At 73.1% G+C, this 16,739-nt stretch carries 15 protein-coding genes; 10 read left to right on the forward strand and 5 right to left on the reverse strand.

Annotated features, from left to right (window positions below; genetic code table 11):
* Positions 1–27: 27 nt before the first annotated feature.
* Entirely contained in the window at positions 28–1,125 is a 1,098-nt protein-coding gene (gene gcvT / locus K1T35_RS29360) for a glycine cleavage system aminomethyltransferase GcvT (RefSeq protein ID WP_220255034.1), read from the reverse strand.
* Positions 1,126–1,134: 9 nt separating this feature from the next.
* A complete protein-coding gene (locus K1T35_RS29365) occupies positions 1,135–2,403 on the reverse strand; it encodes an APC family permease (protein ID WP_220255035.1) in 1,269 nt (422 codons plus the stop codon).
* Positions 2,404–2,504: 101 nt separating this feature from the next.
* On the opposite strand from K1T35_RS29365, the gene K1T35_RS29370 reads away from it, so the two are divergent.
* Complete coding sequence (locus K1T35_RS29370) at positions 2,505–4,004, forward strand: leucyl aminopeptidase (RefSeq protein ID WP_220255036.1); 1,500 nt, start codon at positions 2,505–2,507, stop codon at positions 4,002–4,004.
* A 428-nt stretch (positions 4,005–4,432) separates the two neighbouring features.
* On the opposite strand, the gene K1T35_RS29375 is transcribed toward K1T35_RS29370, so the two are convergent.
* Entirely contained in the window at positions 4,433–4,780 is a 348-nt protein-coding gene (locus tag K1T35_RS29375; RefSeq protein WP_220255037.1) for an oxidoreductase, read from the reverse strand.
* A gap of 156 nt (positions 4,781–4,936) precedes the next feature.
* Between K1T35_RS29375 and lpdA the strand changes: the two genes are divergently transcribed.
* The 6 genes from lpdA (at position 4,937) to lipB (ending at position 12,183) form a co-directional block, all read left to right on the forward strand.
* Positions 4,937–6,319, forward strand: a complete 1,383-nt coding sequence (gene lpdA / locus K1T35_RS29380) for a dihydrolipoyl dehydrogenase (protein ID WP_220255038.1) — start codon at positions 4,937–4,939, stop codon at positions 6,317–6,319.
* Between the two features lie 47 nt (positions 6,320–6,366).
* A complete protein-coding gene (gene sucB / locus K1T35_RS29385; protein WP_220255039.1) occupies positions 6,367–8,157 on the forward strand; it encodes a 2-oxoglutarate dehydrogenase, E2 component, dihydrolipoamide succinyltransferase in 1,791 nt (596 codons plus the stop codon).
* Between the two features lie 94 nt (positions 8,158–8,251).
* Positions 8,252–9,145, forward strand: coding sequence for a TIGR01777 family oxidoreductase (locus K1T35_RS29390; RefSeq protein WP_220255040.1), 894 nt, complete (start codon positions 8,252–8,254; stop codon positions 9,143–9,145).
* 55 nt (positions 9,146–9,200) lie between these two features.
* Positions 9,201–9,812 carry a TetR/AcrR family transcriptional regulator gene (locus tag K1T35_RS29395; RefSeq protein WP_220255041.1) on the forward strand — a complete coding sequence of 204 codons (612 nt, stop codon included), beginning with the start codon at positions 9,201–9,203 and terminating at the stop codon, positions 9,810–9,812.
* A gap of 68 nt (positions 9,813–9,880) precedes the next feature.
* Complete coding sequence (locus K1T35_RS29400) at positions 9,881–11,437, forward strand: FAD-dependent monooxygenase (RefSeq protein ID WP_220255042.1); 1,557 nt, start codon at positions 9,881–9,883, stop codon at positions 11,435–11,437.
* A 5-nt stretch (positions 11,438–11,442) separates the two neighbouring features.
* Positions 11,443–12,183, forward strand: coding sequence for a lipoyl(octanoyl) transferase LipB (gene lipB, locus K1T35_RS29405; protein WP_220255043.1), 741 nt, complete (start codon positions 11,443–11,445; stop codon positions 12,181–12,183).
* Positions 12,184–12,194: 11 nt separating this feature from the next.
* Here lipB and K1T35_RS29410 read toward each other — a convergent pair whose 3' ends face one another.
* On the reverse strand, positions 12,195–13,130 hold the full coding sequence (locus K1T35_RS29410; RefSeq protein ID WP_220255044.1) for an LLM class F420-dependent oxidoreductase: 936 nt from the start codon (positions 13,128–13,130) through the stop codon (positions 12,195–12,197).
* Positions 13,131–13,209: 79 nt separating this feature from the next.
* Between K1T35_RS29410 and lipA the strand changes: the two genes are divergently transcribed.
* On the forward strand, positions 13,210–14,211 hold the full coding sequence (lipA, locus tag K1T35_RS29415; RefSeq protein ID WP_220255045.1) for a lipoyl synthase: 1,002 nt from the start codon (positions 13,210–13,212) through the stop codon (positions 14,209–14,211).
* Between the two features lie 14 nt (positions 14,212–14,225).
* Here lipA and K1T35_RS29420 read toward each other — a convergent pair whose 3' ends face one another.
* Positions 14,226–15,086 (reverse strand): DMT family transporter, encoded by an 861-nt coding sequence (locus tag K1T35_RS29420; RefSeq protein ID WP_220255046.1) that lies wholly within the window; start codon positions 15,084–15,086, stop codon positions 14,226–14,228.
* Between the two features lie 115 nt (positions 15,087–15,201).
* Between K1T35_RS29420 and K1T35_RS29425 the strand changes: the two genes are divergently transcribed.
* Together K1T35_RS29425 and K1T35_RS29430 are read left to right on the forward strand one after the other, a co-directional pair.
* A complete protein-coding gene (locus K1T35_RS29425; protein ID WP_255620870.1) occupies positions 15,202–15,660 on the forward strand; it encodes an Lrp/AsnC family transcriptional regulator in 459 nt (152 codons plus the stop codon).
* A gap of 18 nt (positions 15,661–15,678) precedes the next feature.
* Positions 15,679–16,410, forward strand: a complete 732-nt coding sequence (locus K1T35_RS29430; RefSeq protein WP_220255048.1) for a DUF4191 domain-containing protein — start codon at positions 15,679–15,681, stop codon at positions 16,408–16,410.
* Positions 16,411–16,739 lie beyond the last annotated feature (329 nt).

A 16,739-nucleotide genomic window follows, 5' to 3' on the forward strand; every position in this document is an offset into this window, starting at 1 on the left:
CGGTCGGACGTCCGACCATCGTGGGAACTACCGCACGTGCGAGGGGACGAACGGCGGCTTCGCCACCGTGCATTCGAGGGCACGGCCGCGGACGTCGACGGTCACCTGGTCGTCGAGACCGACGCCGGAGGCCGTGTCGACGAGGGCCAGCGCGATGCCGGTCTTCAGAGTCGGGGAGAACGTGCCGGAGGTCGTGACGCCGACCCGCTTCCCATCCGCGAGCACCGCCATGCCGGCGCGCGGGACGCCGCGCCCGGTGGCCCGCAACCCACGCAGCCGCCGCGACGGCCCGGCCTCCTTCTCGGCGAGCAGCGCCTTGCGGCCCCAGAACTCCGGCTTGGACCAGCCGACGGCCCACCCGCTGCCCGCCTGCACGGGGGTTATGTCCTCCGAGAGGTCCTGGCCGTGCAGCGGGTAGCCCATCTCGGTGCGCAGGGTGTCACGGGCGCCGAGGCCCGCCGGGCCACCGCCGAGCGGCTCGGCCGCGGCGAGCAGGGCGTCCCAGACGCGCAGGGCGTCGTCGGCGGGCACCAGCAGCTCGTAGCCGCGCTCGCCGGTGTAGCCGGTACGGCAGACGCGCACCCCGGCGACATCGGCGAACGCCATGTAGTCCATGCCCGCGAGGTCGGCCGCCCCCGGCAGCACGGTGACGAGCGCCTCGGCGGCCCTCGGCCCCTGCACGGCGAGCACGGCGAGGTCGCGGTGCCGGTCGGTGATGCTCACCCCGTCCGGCGCTGCCGCCCGCAGGAGCTCGGCGACGCGGGCCGCGTTGGCGGCGTTCGGCACTGCCAGTACCTCGTCGGGCCCGACGAGGTAGACGATGATGTCGTCGACGACGCCGCCGGACTCGGTGCAGCACAGCGTGTACTGCGCCTTATCCGGCCCGATCTTCCCGAGGTCGGCTGTGAAGCAGCGGTTCACGAACTCCGCTGCGCCCGGTCCGGTGATCGCGAGCTTGCCGAGGTGGCTCACGTCGAACACGCCGACGGCCTCTCGCACGCCGGTGTGCTCGGCCACCGTGCCCGCCGGGTAGGCGAGGGGCATCGACCAGCCCCCGAACGCGCCGAGTGTGGCGCCGAGCGCGGTGTGCCGGTCGTGCAGCGGGCTGGTGAGGAGGTCGGCCACGCGGCGAACCTACCCGGACTCGGGGGTACGCCCACGACCGAGCAGCGTGCACAGCGTCCACCCGACGGCGAGCGCGACGACCGTGATCACCACCTGCCGGGTGGGCAGCAGCGCGGCGAACACGACGCACAGCACCACGCCGAGCACCGCCGGGACGCGTGACCAGCTGCGCTCCGCAGGCGGCAGCCGGAGCGCTGCGACGTTGATCACGGCGTGGTGGACGAGCACCGCGCAGGCCGCGAGCGCGATCGCCGCCACCGGGCCGGCCAGCGCCGCGATGCCGATCGCGACGACGCCACCGGCGACGTCGGCGCGCCACGGGATGCCGCGCGACGAGATCGCGGCGAGACCGCCCGGCAGCTCCCGGTGCCTGGCCATGGTCAGCGCGGTGCGGCTCGCCCCGACCAGCACGGACAGCAGCGCGGCGCCCGCCGCCACCGCCGCCCCTGCCCGGACGAGCACGCCGAGCGCGCTCGTCTCCCCCGCGTCGACCACCGTGACGAGCGGGGTGGCCTCGGTGGCGAGGCGGTCCGTGCCGAGCCCGACCATCAGGGCCGCGGCCACGAGCAGGTAGGTCAGCAGCGTGATGCCCAGCGCCAGCGCTATGGCCTGCCGGACGGTGCGCCGGGGATCGCGCATCTCCTCGCCGAGCGCCGCGATCCGCGCGTACCCGTCGAACGCGAAGAAGACGAACGCGGCCGCGGTGAGCACGCCGAGGCCGCCCCCGGGACCGGGAACCGCCTCCGCGTCCGGTGTGGCCAGCGTGCTGACTGCGGCGGGGTCCGGTCCGAGCAGCCCGATCACCACGACGACCACTAGCACGGCCAGAATGCCTCCGACCAGCGCGTATGCCCCTCGGGCCGTCCACCGCACACCTGAGATGCTCAGCACGGTGACGGCGACGATCACCAGCACCGCCGCCGGCAACGGCCGCGAGGGCAGGACGTAACTGCCGAACACCCCGGCTGCCGCGGCCGCCGAGGACGTCCTCCCGACCAGGAACGCCACGCCGGCGAGCCGCCCCGCGCCCGGACCGAGCAGCTCCCGGCCGTGGACGTACCCGCCACCGCTCACCGGGCGGGCGGCGGCGAGGTCGGCGGCGGAAGCCGCGTTGCACACGGCGACGATCGCCGCGAGCAGGACGGCGAGCAGCAGCAACGGCCCCGCGGCGGCCGCGGCCGGCGCCCAGACCGCGAACACACCGGTGCCGAGCATCGCGGCCAGCCCGAGCACCGTGGCGTCGGCCGTACCCAGTCGGCGCTGCACGCTCGAGGACACGGCGCCCACCCTTGCACCCGAACCTGCCGGGTCCGACGGCACGTGGGTGTCATTAGCATCTCGAACCGGTCTCGCCACCCATCTCCCGAGAGGACCAACGCGTGTCCACCGAGCTGCACCTCGCGGACGGATCGCCCGCCACCGCCGACGCCGATGCCGTGGTCATCGGCCTCCTGCCCGCGGCCGACGGGGAAGATCGCCCGCGCCTCGCCACAGGGGCGACGGAGATCGCCGAAGCGTTCGGCGGCGAGGCAGAGCTCATCGGCCTGCTCGCCGTGCTCGGCGCCACCGGCAAGGCCGACGAGGTGGTGAAGCTGCCCACCCGCGGGGCGATCACCGCGCCGCTGCTGGTCGCGGTCGGGCTCGGCGCCCCCGACGAGGGCGGCGAACCGTACGCCGAGCAGGTGCGGCGGGCCTCTGGGTCCGCGGCACGCGCGCTCGCCGGCACCGAGCACGCCGTGAGCACGCTCGGGCGGCTCGACCTCGGCGCGGCGGCGGAGGGCACGCTGCTCGGCGCGTACACGTTCACCGCGTACCGCTCGAACGGGGGTGGCCGCGCGCCCGTCGGCAGCGTCGGCCTGCTCGCCGACGGCGGGCAGGAGGACGTCCTGCGCACCGCCACCGCGGTGGCCACCGCCGTGCGCACCGCCCGCGACCTCGTCAACACCCCGCCCAATGACCTCTACCCCGAGACGTTCGCCGCCCGCGCCAAGGAGCTCGCCGAGGCAGCGGGCGTCGAGGTCGAAGTGCTCGACGACGAGGCCCTCGCAGCGGGCGGCTACGGCGGTGTGCTGGGCGTGGGCAGCGGGTCGTCCCGCAAGCCGCGGCTGGTGCGGCTGCGGTACGCGGGCGGGTCCGAGCCCCGTGCGAAGGTCGCGCTGATCGGCAAGGGCATCACCTTCGACACCGGCGGCATCTCGATCAAGCCGGCCGCGAACATGGACCACATGACCTCGGACATGAGCGGCGCGGCGGCCGTGATCGCCACCACGGTGCTCGCGGCGCGGCTGCAGCTGCCGGTGGCCGTCACCGCCACCGTGCCGATGGCGGAGAACATGCCCAGCGCCACCGCCTACCGGCCCGGCGACGTGCTGCGGATGTACGGCGGGAAGACCGTCGAGGTGCTCAACACCGACGCCGAAGGCCGGCTCGTGCTCGCCGACGCGATCGTCCGCGCCGCCGAGGACGAGCCCGACTACCTGGTGGAGACGTCCACGCTCACCGGTGCCCAGCAGGTGGCGCTCGGGATGCGCACGGCCGGCGTGATGGGCAGCGACGACTTCCGCGACCGCGTGGCCGCCCACGCCCGCGCCACCGGCGAGGACGGCTGGGCCATGCCGCTTCCCGAGCACATGCGCGGCGAGCTGGACTCCCGCGTCGCCGACATCGCGAACGTCACCGGCAGCCGCTGGGGCGGGATGCTCGTCGCCGGCACGTTCCTGCGCGAGTTCGTGCCCGACGGCGTGGCGTGGGCCCACATCGACATCGCAGGCCCGAGCTTCCACACCGGCGGGCCGTACGGCTACGTGACCAAGGGCGGCACCGGGGTGCCCGTCCGCACCCTCCACGCGCTGCTGACCGACATCGCGCGGAACGGCTGACCCCACCCCGGCGAGTGCGCGGCGGCCTCATCGTCGGCATGATCATCGGACCGGTGCTTGGCCGGCCACATACGGCCGTGGACGCACCCATCTGGTGATCTTCGTGGTTGATGCGGGCCGGTCGGTGCCCATGATCATCGGTTGGGTGCATTGCCGGCCGTATTTGGCCGTTTTCGCGCCGACGCCTAGATCATGGCCGCGGAGCCGCCTTCGGTGGCGCCGCGCGCCCTCCGGGCAGGCCCTTGGGCCTGCCCGCGTGGTTTGCCCGGAGGGGTCGCAGAGGCTCACGGGTCAAGGGTCGCGAAGCGATCGCGCAGCGACGCCGGAGGCGCCCTTGAGGCGTGAGGAGCGGCCCCGCACGATGCGCGGCGCCACCGAAGGCCATGCAGGGAAACGCCACCGAACCGTCCGTTCGCCGGACTCGCGGCTCAGGACTCGAGGTCGGCCTGGCCGGCTCGCTTGCGGAGGATGCGTTGGCGGGCGTCGTGGTCGCGCATCCGCTGCGGGTAGCCGACCAGCTGCACGTCGTAGATCGGCATCGCGAGCGAACGGGCGAACTTCCGCGCCGCCGCCGGGGCGGGCACGCGCCGCCGCGTCCACGCGCCGTCCTTGTCGACCAGCAGCAGCGTGGTCTCCGTGACGGTGGTGCGCGGCTCGACGAAGCCCTCGACGCCCTCGTGCGACGTGGCCCAGGCGCGCAGGTGCGCCAGCCCGTCGTCCGCGGACGATCCGCGCGTGCCGATCCGGCCGTTCGTCAGCCTTGCCAGCAGGCCCATCCGACCCACCTCCCGAACGCCTCAACGCACGAGCCCGGTGATTCGCTCCCGGACCACCAGGCGCCGCGCCCGGCACCGGTGGATGACAAGATGGCTTCGGCGGCGTGACATGCCGCTGTCCACACCCGTGGCAGCCGATCGGTAGGGAGTACTCACGTGCCCGAGCACAACGCGGACCTGGTCGTTCTCGGCGGGGGTTCGGGCGGCTACGCCGCCGCGCTGCGCGCCGCCGAGCTGGGCATGTCCGTGGTGCTGGTGGAACGCGACAAGCTGGGTGGCACCTGCCTGCACTACGGCTGCATCCCCACCAAGGCGCTGCTGCACGCCGCCGAGGTGGCCGACGCCGCGCGCGATGGCGACAAGATCGGCGTCAAGAGCTCCCTCGCCGGCATCGACATGGCAGGCGTCAACGGCTACAAGGACGGCGTCGTCGCCAAGCTCTACAAGGGACTGCAGGGGCTCGTGAAGTCCCGCAAGATCAACCTCGTGGAGGGCACAGGGCGGTTCGAGGGCCCGAACACCGTCGTGGTGGGTGATGATCGTTACGTCGGCCGGAACGTGGTGCTCGCCACCGGCAGCTACGCCAAGTCGCTCCCCGGGCTCGACATCGGCGGCCGGATCATCACCAGCAACGAGGCCATCCACCTCGAGTCGGTGCCCAACCGGGTGGTGGTACTCGGCGGCGGCGTGATCGGCGTCGAGTTCGCGTCGGTGTTCCGTAGCTTCGGCGCAGAGGTCACCATCGTCGAGGCGCTGCCCCGACTCGTCCCCAACGAGGACGAGTTCGCCTCCAAGCAGCTCGAGCGCGCGTTCCGCCGTCGCAAGATCGCGTTCAAGACCGGCGTGAAGTTCACCGGCGCCAAGCAGACCGACGACTCGGTCACCGTCTCGCTGGAGTCCGGCGAGGAGATCGAGGCCGACCTGCTGCTCGTCGCCGTCGGCCGCGGACCGAACACCGCAGGCCACGGCTACGAGGAGGCCGGCATCGCCATGGAGCGCGGCTTCGTGCTCGCCGACGAGCGGCTGCGCACCAACCTCCGGAACGTGTACGCCCTCGGCGACATCGTCCCCGGCCTCCAGCTCGCCCACCGCGGCTTCCAGCAGGGCATCTTCGTGGCCGAGGAGATCGCGGGGCTCGCACCGGCGCCGATCGACGAGGCCGGGATCCCGCGCGTCACCTACTGCGAGCCGGAGGTCGCGTCCGTCGGACTCACCGAGGCGCAGGCCCGCGAGAAGCACGGCGACATCCAGACGCTCGTCTACGACCTGGCCGGCAACGGCAAGAGCCAGATCCTGCAGACGCAGGGCGCCATCAAGCTGGTCAAGGCCGGAGGCGAGGGCACGCCGGGCCCCGTCGTCGGGATCCACATGATCGGCGCCCGCGTCGGGGAGCTCATCGGCGAAGCGCAGCTCGTCTACAACTGGGACGCCCAGGCCGAGGACGTCGCGGCCCTCGTGCACGCCCACCCCACCCAGAACGAGGCGTTCGGGGAAGCGCACCTCGCGCTCGCCGGAAAGCCGCTCCACAGCCACAGCTGACCCGGCCCACGAACCCCGAACCGCAGGAAGAGGAGCTCCGACCCGAAATGGCCTTCTCCGTCCAGATGCCCGCCCTCGGTGAGAGTGTCACCGAGGGCACCGTCACCCGGTGGCTCAAGCAGGAGGGCGACCGGGTCGAAGTCGACGAGCCGCTGCTCGAGGTGTCCACCGACAAGGTCGACACCGAGATCCCATCGCCCGCAGCGGGCGTCCTGCAGCGCATCGTCGCGGGCGAGGACGAGACCGTCGAGGTCGGCGGCGAGCTCGCCGTGATCGGCGACGCCGACGAGGCGCCCGCAGGCGACTCCGGCGGCGACGTCGAGACCCCTGCCGAGAACGCGACCCCGGCCGAGGAGGTGGCCGAGGCGGACGAGGAGCCCGCCCCCGCCGCCGCTCCGTCCGAGCGGGACGAGCCCGCGCCTGCGCCGCAAGCCGCCACCGCGCCTGCCGGCGAGGGCACGGCCGTCCGGATGCCCGAACTCGGCGAGAGCGTCACCGAGGGCACCGTCACCCGGTGGCTCAAGCAGGTCGGCGACCGCGTCGAGGTCGACGAGCCGCTGCTCGAGGTGTCCACCGACAAGGTCGACACCGAGATCCCCTCCCCCGTGGCCGGCACGCTGTTGGAGATCACGGCGAACGAGGACGAGACCATCGACGTCGGCGCGCAGCTCGCCGTCATCGGCGACGCCGCTGCGGGCGGCCAGCAGGCCCCGGCTCCGGCTCCGGCTCCCGAGCCCGCCCCTGCCCGCGAGCCGGAGCCGCAGGCACCTCGGGCCGAGGAGCGCCCCTCCGGCGACGGCGCGGCACCTGCCGAGGCCCCCGCCGAGGAGCCGGAGCAGCCCGCCGCGCAGGGCAACGGAGGCGCGCCCTACGTCACGCCACTGGTGCGCAAGCTCGCCGCCGAGCACGACGTGGACCTGTCCACGATCTCCGGTTCCGGCGTCGGAGGCCGCATCCGCAAGCAGGACGTGATGGCCGCGGCCGAGGCGAAGAAGCCCGCCCCGGAACCGGCCGCCGCGCCCACCCCGGAACCGTCCGCTCCGGCACCGGCCGCGCAGGCGGCCCCCGCGGGCGCTCCCGCGCGGCAGGTGCCGAAGCCCGCCGCGGGCGCTCCCGAGCCGGGTACCACCGTGAAGCTGCCGCGCCTGCGCCAGGTCATCGCCCAGCGGATGACCGACTCGCTGCGGATCTCCGCGCAGCTCACCACGGTGCAGGAGGTCGACGTCACGCGGATCGCGGCGCTGCGGGCCCGCGCCAAGGGCGAGTTCGAGCGGCGCGAGGGCGTCAAACTGACGTTCCTGCCGTTCTTCGCGAAGGCCACGGTCGAGGCGCTCAAGGCGTTCCCGCAGATCAACTCGTCGATCAACGAGGAGACCAAGGAGGTCGCCTACCACGGGGCCGTGCACCTGGCCATCGCGGTGGACACCCCGCGCGGCCTGCTCGTGCCGGTGATCAAGAACGCCGAGGACCTCAACATCGCCGGGCTGGCCCGCAAGATCGCGGACGTCGCGCAGCGCACCCGCGACGCCAAGATCGGCCCCGACGAGCTGTCCGGTGGCACGTTCACGATCACCAACATCGGCAGTGCGGGCGCGCTGTTCGACACGCCTATCATCAACCAGCCGCAGGTCGCCATCCTCGGCACGGGCAAGATCACCAAGCAGCCGACGGTCGTGACCGGCCCCGATGGTGACGACGCCATCGCCATCCGCTCGGTCTGCTACCTGCCGCTCACCTACGACCACCGGATCGTCGACGGTGCCGACGCAGGTCGGTTCGTGAGCGCGATCAAGGCCCGCCTCGAGGAAGGCGCCTTCGAGGCCGACCTGGGCCTGTGACCCGGGTCGTGAGTGGATACGCGTGCCTGAGCGCGCGTATCCACTCACGACCTCGGAGTCGCGGGACCGATCGGGTTCCGCGAAGATCTCGGGCGTGCGTGTCGTAGTCGCCGGCTCATCCGGCCTGATCGGTACCGCCCTCGTCGCCGACCTCCGGCACGCGGGCCACGAGGTCCTGCGGCTCGTCCGGCGCTCCCCCGCCGCTCCGGACGAGCGCGGGTGGGACCCGCCTGCGGGCCGCATCGACGACGGCACGTTCGACGGTGTCGACGCCGTGGTCAACCTGGGCGGCGTGGGCATCGGCGACCGGCCGTGGAGCGGGGCGCGCAAGCAGTTGCTGCGCGACAGCCGCAACGTCCCCACCGAGGTGCTCGCGACGGCGGTCGCGCGGTACCGGGTGCCGACGCTGCTCAGCGCATCGGGCGTGCACTTCTACGGCGACACCGGGTCGCGTCTCGTGGACGAGGCGGCTCCGTCCGGAAGCGGGTTCCTCGCCGAGGTGTGCCGCGACTGGGAGGCCGCGACGGCCCCCGCCGCCGAGGCCGGTGCCCGCGTGGTGCTGATGCGCTCCGCAGGCGTGCTCGCCCCACACGGAGGGCTGCTCGGGCGGCTGCGGCCGCTGTTCTCGCTGATGCTCGGCGCCCGGATCGGCACGGGCCGCCAGGCGTTCCCCTGGATCTCCCTCGACGACGAGGTCGGGGCGATGCGATTCCTGCTGGAGCGCGACGAGGTGGCGGGCGCGGTGAATCTCGCGGGCCCGGAGACCGCGACGAACGCCCAGTTCACCTCGGCACTCGCCGAGGTGCTGCACCGCCCCGCGCCGTTCGTCGTACCCGGGAGCGTGCTGCGCGCCGCACTGGGGCAGCTCGCCGAGGAGCTCGTCCTCACCGGCCCGTTCGTCGTGCCGGCCGTGCTGCAGAAGCACGGCTACCCCTTCCGGCACCTGACGATCCGCGATGCGCTCCAGGCGGCGGTCGAGCGTCCGTAAAACTGCGCGTCCCGAAAACTTGCGCAGCACGCAGGTTTTTCGATAACCTCGTGCCATGGCCGGACTGCGGGAACGCAAGAAGCAGGAGACCCGTGCGGCCCTCAGCTGGGCCGCGCTGCGCCTTGCCGTCGAGCGCGGCATCGCGGGCGTCACCGTGGACGAGATCGCCGCCGAGGCCGGCGTCTCCCCGCGCACGTTCAACAACTACTTCGCCAGCAAGTACGAGGCGATCGTGTGGCGGCACCTCGACCGCTTCGCGCACGTCGCCGAGCAGTTGCGCACCCGCCCAGCCACCGATCCGCTCTGGACGGCGCTCACCGACGCCGTCCGAGCCGTGTTCGGCGCTCCCGACCCCGCCGAACCCGGGCCCCCGGCCGAATGGACCGCCGGGGTGCGGCTGCTCATGGCGCAGCCCGAACTGCGCGGCGAGTTCGTGAAGGCCGCCGCCGCGGCCGAACGCGAGCTCGCGGCGGGCGTGGCGGAGCGGACCGGCACCGATCCCGACCACGACATGTACCCGCGGCTCGTCGCCGCGGCGGTCGGGACGGCCGTCCACGTCGCCAGCGAGCAGTGGCTGCGGGCCGACCCGCCCGTCGCGCTCGCGTCCCTGCTCGACGACGCACTGCGCCAGTTCGCGGCCGGCCTGCCGGATCCGCGCCCGATCTAGATCTACATCCTCCAGATCCAGCGTGCCGCGCTCGCGGGACGCCGACCCGTCCTGCCCTGAGGAGGGCCATGTCGTACGACGTCGTGATCGTCGGTTCCGGGCCGAACGGCCTGCTGATGGCGGGCGAGCTCGCCCTCGCCGGTGTCGACGCGGTGGTGCTGGAGCGCCTCCCCGAACCGAGCACGCGACCCAAGGCCAACGGACTGGTCGGCCGGGTCGTGGAGGCGCTCGACCGGCGGGGCGTGTACGAGCTCTTCAGCGGGCACGACGGGCCACCGCGTCCGGTGCCCCATTTCCCGTTCGGGGCGATCCCCCTGGATCTCACCCCGCTCCCAGGGCACTCCTTGTACGCCCTGCCGATCCAGCAGCGGCGGATGGAGCAGCTGCTCGCGGACCGCGCCGCCGCGCTCGGCGTCCGGATCCGGCGCGGGCACGAGGTGACGGCGATCAGCCAGACCGCGGACCTCGTGACGGTCGACGTGCTCGGCACGGAGGGCCACTACCGGCTCGACACGCGATACCTGGTGGCCGCGGACGGCGGTACGAGCGCCATCCGCAAGCAGCTCGGCATCGGGTTCCCCGGGATCACCGACGACGGGTTCGTCTCCCGGGTGGGCCGCGTCGGTATCGCCGCTCCCGTGGCCGCGTCCGAGACCGGCGAGCTGGACGTCCCTGGCATCGGGCGGCTGACCCCTGCGTCGTTCACGCGGACCGAGACCGGGCTCTTCGCCTACGGGATGTTCGAGCCGGGTATCTACCGCGTGAGCGCGTTCGAGTGGGGCGAGACCGGCGTCGAGGACAGCGACGACATCCCGCTCGACGAACTGGCCGCCGCCCTGCATCGGGTGCTCGGCACGGAGCTCCCGCTGATCCCGCCACCGGGCGGAGGCCAGCACGACCTGCGGCGGCGGGTGGGCGTCAACTCCCGGCAGGCCGAGAGCTACCGGGCCGGCCGCGTGTTCCTGGTCGGCGATGCCGCCCACGTGCACAGCGCGGTCGGCGGCCCCGGCCTCAACCTGGGCATGCAGGACGTCCTGAACCTCGGCTGGAAGCTCGCGGCCGCCGTGCACGGGTGGGCGCCAGCAGGCCTGCTCGACACCTACGAGAGCGAGCGCCGCCCCGCGGGCGAGCGCGTGATCATGCACACCCGTGCCCAGACCGCGCTGCTCTCCCCCGGCCCGAACACCACCGCCCTGCGGTCGCTGCTCACCGAGCTGCTGGACGACACCACGGCGACCCGCCGCGTCGCGGATCTCATGGCGGGCGCCGACGTGCGCTACCCGGCACGGTTCGAGGGGCCGGCCCACCCGCTCACCGGCAGGTGGGCGGAGGACCTCCCGCTGCGCGTCGACGGCCGGGAGACCCGCGTGGCCGAGCTGCTCAGGGCCGCCCGCCCGGTGCTGCTCGACCTCACCGGACGGGCAGAGCTCATCGGTGCGGCGTGCGGGTGGACCGACCGGGTCGGCGTCGTGACCGCCACGACCCCGGAGCCGCCCGCCGACGTCCTGCTCGTCCGTCCCGACGGGTACGTCGCATGGGCCGGTGAGCACCACGTCGCGGGCCTGCGGCAGGCCCTCCACGCCTGGTTCGGCGCGCCGGCCATCTCCAGTGCGGGGGTAGCGTGAGCCGCATGGTCACCCGCTCCTGCCGCCGCAGCGCCGAGCCCCTGCGGATCGACCGCCTCGGCACCGTCGAGTACCGCGCCGCGTGGGATGTGCAGCGCGCCAACGCCGACGCCCGCCGCGACGGCACCGGGCCCGACGTGCTGATGCTGTTGGAGCACCCGTCGGTCTACACGGCGGGCAAGCGCACCCAGCCCGAGGACCGGCCGACCGACGGCACACCGGTGGTGGACGTCGACCGCGGCGGCCGGATCACCTGGCACGGCCCCGGCCAGCTCGTGGGCTACCCGATCGTCGGGCTCGCCGAGCCGCTCGACGTCGTCGACTTCGTGCGGCGTCTCGAAGAGGCCCTCATCCGCGTGGTGCACGACGCTGGGGTTCCCGGGGCGGGCCGCGTGGACGGGCGCAGCGGTGTCTGGCTGCCCGCCGACGACCGGCGACCGGAGCGCAAGATCGCCGCCATCGGCGTCCGCGTGCAGGGTGGGGTCACCCTGCACGGCTTCGCCCTCAACTGCGAGCCCGACCTCGGCGCCTACGACCGGATCGTGCCGTGCGGCATCACCGACGCGGGCGTCACGTCCCTTGCCGCCGAGCTGGGCAGGCCGGTGCCGGTCGCCGAGATCATCGACGCCGCCGGCGCGGCCGTCGAGGCGGTCCTCGACGGCACGCTGCCGGTGGCCGGGCACCCGGTGGCGCGGGCGGCCGCGCCTGCCGGGCTGGACCTGCGCCTGCACCCCGCGCTGGGTTAGCCCCCGCTGGGTCAATCGAGCTGCGGGGCCACCTGCGACGCGATGAGCTCCACCTGGTCCAGGTCGGCCAGGTCGAGCAGCTGCAGGTAGATGCGGGTGATGCCCGTCTTCTCCCGCCACTCCCCGAGCCGGTCGACCACCTCGGACGGGGTGCCGGCGATCCCGGCCGCGCGCAGGTCGTCCACCTTGCGCCCGATCGTCAGTGCCCGGCGGGCAACCTCGGCGTCGTCCCGGCCAACCGCGATCGTCTGGGCGACCGAGCGCACGATCTCGGACGGGTCGCGGCCGATGGCCTCGCAGGCCAAGTCCACCCGCCCGAACTGCGTCGCAACGACGTCCATCGGCGAGAAGCCCACGTTGAACTCGCTCGCGAACCGGGCCGCCAGCGCGGGTGTGCGCTTCGGGCCGTGGCCGCCGACGATCACCGGTGGGTGCGGCTGCTGCACCGGCTCGGGCAGCGCGGGCGAGTCGGTGACGCTGTAGTGCTCCCCGCTGAACGAATACCGGTCGCCTGGCAGCGTGCCCCACAGCCCCGTGATGATCTCGAGCTGCTCGGCGAGCCGGTCGAACCGTTCGCCGAGGCCGGGGAACGGGATGCCGTACGCGGCGTGCTCGGCCTCGAACCAGCCGGCACCCAACCCGAGCTCCACGCGGCCGCCCGACATCTGGTCGGCCTGCGCCACGGCCACCGCGAGGGGCCCTGGCAGCCGGAACGTGGCCGAGTTCACGAGCGTGCCCAGCCGGATCCGCGACGTCTCGCGGGCCAGCCCGGCGATCGTGAGCCACGCGTCCGTCGGCCCGGGCTCACCGGAGACGTCGCCCATCTTCAGGAAGTGGTCGGAGCGGAAGAACGCGTTGTAGCCGGCCGCCTCGGCGGTGGTGGCGACGCGCAACTGGTCGTCGTAGCTGGCCCCTTGCTGGGGCTCGGTGAAGATCCGCAGGTCCACGTGATGAACCTAGCCCCGCCCTGCGTGCAGCGTCGGTGCAACCTCCGATCGGCGCGCTGGTGGGGCGTAGCCTGGGGCCGTGACGATCGCACCCGAGGGTCGCAAGCTCCTGCGCCTGGAGGTCCGCAACAGCGAGACCCCGATCGAGCGCAAGCCGCCGTGGATCCGTACGAAGGCCCGCACCGGACCCCAGTACACCGAGCTCAAGTCGCTCGTGCGCTCCGGCGGCCTGCACACGGTGTGCGAGGAGGCCGGCTGTCCCAACATCTATGAATGCTGGGAGGACCGGGAAGCCACCTTCCTCATCGGGGGCGAGCAATGCACCCGCCGCTGCGACTTCTGCCAGATCGACACCGGCAAACCCGCCGAACTCGACCGCGACGAGCCCCGGCGCGTCGCGGAGTCCGTGCGCACCATGGGGCTGCGCTACTCCACGGTCACCGGCGTCGCCCGTGACGACCTGGAGGACGGCGGTGCGTGGCTCTACGCCGAGACGGTCCGCCAGATCCACAAGCTCAACCCCGGCACCGGCGTCGAGCTGCTGATCCCCGACTTCAACTCGAAGGACGACCAGCTCGCCGAGGTGTTCGGCGCGCGCCCCGAGGTGCTCGCGCACAACCTCGAGACGGTGCCGCGGATCTTCAAGCGGATCCGTCCCGCGTTCCGCTACGACCGCTCGCTCGAGGTCATCACCAAGGCGCGGTCGGCGGGGCTGGTCACCAAGTCGAACCTGATCCTCGGCATGGGCGAGACCCCCGACGAGGTCACCGCCGCGCTGCACGACCTGCACGAGGCCGGCTGCGAAATCATCACGATCACCCAGTACCTGCGCCCCTCGGCCCGCCACCACCCGGTGGAGCGCTGGGTCAAGCCCGAGGAGTTCGTCGAGCACTCGAAGACCGCCGAGGAGATCGGATTCGCGGGCGTGATGGCCGGGCCGCTGGTGCGCTCGTCCTACCGCGCAGGCCGGCTCTACGCCCAGACGGTGGCCCACCGCGGCGAGGAGCTCTCCCCCGACCTGGCCCACCTGGCGGCCGAGGGCCCGGCGGCCCAGGAGGCGAGCTCACTGCTGGCCCGCTGAGCGGCACGGCGCGCTCACTCGGCGACCGTGACGGCCCGTCGCTCGCGGTGCAGTGCGACTGCGCCCACCACCAGCGCGACGCCGGCCACCTCCAGCGCGGTCGGCAGCTGGGCGAGCACCACGATCCCGATCACGGTCGCGGTGGCCGGCAGCAACGAGACCAGCAGGGCGTACGTGGCGCGCGCCAGCCGCGCCATCGCCAACTGGTCGCACACGTAGGGGATCACCGACGACGCGATGCCCACCCCGATGCCCGCCGCCAGCGCCACCGGGTCGACGAACGCGGGTGCGGCGTCCAGGAAGCCGATCGGCGCCGCCACGACCGCAGCGACGAGCATGGCCAGCGCCAGGCCGTCGATCCCCGTGACGTGCGGGTTCTGCGCGACCCGGTGGCCCAGCACGATGTAGAGCGCGAACAGGCCCGCATTGGCCGCGGCGAACGCGAAGCCCCACGGCTCGGCGACCAGGCGCACGTCGGAGAGCAGCCAGACACCGACCACCGCCAGCCCGAGCGCTGCCCCATTGCGGAGCGTCCGCGCTGCGAGCGCGGCCAGGACGATCACCGGAAGGAACTCGATCGCCGCGACCGTGCCGAGCGGAATCCGATCGATGGCCAGGTAGAACGCGCTGTTCATGACCGCCAGCACCGCGCCCCACCCGAGCACGAGCCGGCGCGTGCCGGCGTCGAGCCTTCCCCACACCCGCCACGGCCTGCGCCACAGCGCGAAGACCAGGCCGGCGGCGGCGATCCGCAGCCACGCCACGCCGAGGACGTCGACCCGCGCGAACAGCAGTACCGCGAACGCCGGACCCAGGTAGTGGAAGACCGCACTCACCACGAAGTACGCGTGCGGGGGCACCCGGTTGCGCTGCATCGGCCTATCGTTGACGGCCCGACCGGCGAGAACCATGGGCATCGGAAGGCGGAGGGGCCTCATGACTTCGTCGCGCTCACCTCGCATCGCGAATGGCCTTCCGGACGGAAGGTCGGTGATCGACGAGACGAACCGGCGCATTCTGACCCTGCTCTGTGACGACCCGAGGCAGAGCACCGCACAGCTCGCCCGCAGGATCGGGATGTCCGCTCCCGCCGTTCGCGAGCGCGTGTCGAAGCTGGAGGAGACCGGGGTGATCCGCGGCTACCGCCTCGACGTCGACCCGGCCGCGCTCGGCCTCCCGATCACCGCGTGGGTGCGGGTACGCCCCGGCCCCGGCCAGCTGCCGAAGATCGTGGAGCTCGCCGGCCGGGTCCCCGAGGTCAGCGAGTGCCATCGGATCTCGGGCGAGGACTGCTTCCTGATGAAGGTGCACGTGCCGGCCATCGACGCCCTGGAGAGCGTCCTCGACCGGTTCCTGCTGCACGGGCAGACCATCAGCTCCTTCGTCGTCGCGACACCGGTGCCACCGCGCACACCTGGCCTCGACGGCGTTGTCGGCAACCACCAGTAGTGCACGTATCCTCGTCACATGGCCGGTGGGAAGCCCGACAAAGCAGCCAAGCAGGAAGCCAGGCGCGCGCGGCGCGCGGCGTCCAGGGCGCGCTACAAGCAGATCTGGCAGGCGTTCCAGATGCAGCGCCGCGAGGACAAGGCGCTGCTCCCGATCATGGTGGGCGTGCTGCTGCTCTCCGTGGCTGTGGTCTTCGCGATCGGGCTGATCTTCGACCTGCAGTGGATCCTGCTGCCGCTCGGCATCGCCCTCGGCGTGCTGGCGGCCGTCAGCATCTTCGGCAGGCGGGTGCAGCGCAACGTCTTCAGCAAGGCCGACGGTCAACCGGGCGCTGCCGGCTGGGCGCTGGACAACCTGCGCGGCCAGTGGCGGGTCACCCCCGGCGTCGCGGGCACCACCCACCTCGACGCCGTGCACCGGGTCATCGGCCGGCCCGGCATCATCCTCGTCGCCGAGGGTGCCCCCCACCGCGTCAAGAGCCTGCTCGCGCAGGAGAAGAAGCGCACGGCGCGCGTCGCCGGCACGATGCCGATCTACGACGTGATCGTCGGCAACGACGAGGGCCAGGTGCCGCTGGCCAAGCTGCAGCGCCACCTCATGAAGTTGCCGCGCAACATCAACCGCCAGGAGATGGAGTCGATGGAGGCGCGCCTCGCCGCCCTCGGCTCCCGCGCGGCGGCCATGCCCAAGGGTCCGATGCCGGCCGGGGCGAAGATGCGCAGCGTGCAGCGCACGGTGCGGCGGCGCTGAGCCCGGCCCGCGCCTGGCATTGTCGGCGCGGGCGCGAGCTGGCGGGGTTGGCGCGATTCTCGAGTGCCGTCGCGTTGGTCGGTCAGAGATGCACGATCGAGGTCCGGCCGAGCACTCGGGGGCATCCGCCACCGAAAGGCGAGTGGGCGCGCGCGCTGCGGTGTGAGAGGGGCCGGGTCGGAGAAGTACCGATCGGGTGGGCGCGTTGCGAGATGCTCGTTTGGCCTCCCGGACCTGCGTGCGAGCACTCGCGTAGGGAGCGAGGCAACTATCCAGTGGCCGCCCTACCAGGGATGATCGGGACCACAGGATAGTTGTGTAGGCACCCG

Source organism: Pseudonocardia sp. DSM 110487, assembly GCF_019468565.1.
Taxonomy (GTDB): domain Bacteria; phylum Actinomycetota; class Actinomycetes; order Mycobacteriales; family Pseudonocardiaceae; genus Pseudonocardia.

What these genes read in the sequence shown, in the direction of transcription:
- K1T35_RS29375 (WP_220255037.1), bottom strand. Translation starts at nt 4,780, where the DNA reads ATGGGCCTGCTGGCAAGGCTGACGAACGGCCGGATCGGCACGCGCGGA.
- sucB (WP_220255039.1), top strand. Translation starts at nt 6,367, where the DNA reads ATGGCCTTCTCCGTCCAGATGCCCGCCCTCGGTGAGAGTGTCACCGAG.
- K1T35_RS29395 (WP_220255041.1), top strand. Translation starts at nt 9,201, where the DNA reads ATGGCCGGACTGCGGGAACGCAAGAAGCAGGAGACCCGTGCGGCCCTC.
- K1T35_RS29400 (WP_220255042.1), top strand. Translation starts at nt 9,881, where the DNA reads ATGTCGTACGACGTCGTGATCGTCGGTTCCGGGCCGAACGGCCTGCTG.
- lipB (WP_220255043.1), top strand. Translation starts at nt 11,443, where the DNA reads ATGGTCACCCGCTCCTGCCGCCGCAGCGCCGAGCCCCTGCGGATCGAC.
- K1T35_RS29420 (WP_220255046.1), bottom strand. Translation starts at nt 15,086, where the DNA reads ATGCAGCGCAACCGGGTGCCCCCGCACGCGTACTTCGTGGTGAGTGCG.
- K1T35_RS29430 (WP_220255048.1), top strand. Translation starts at nt 15,679, where the DNA reads ATGGCCGGTGGGAAGCCCGACAAAGCAGCCAAGCAGGAAGCCAGGCGC.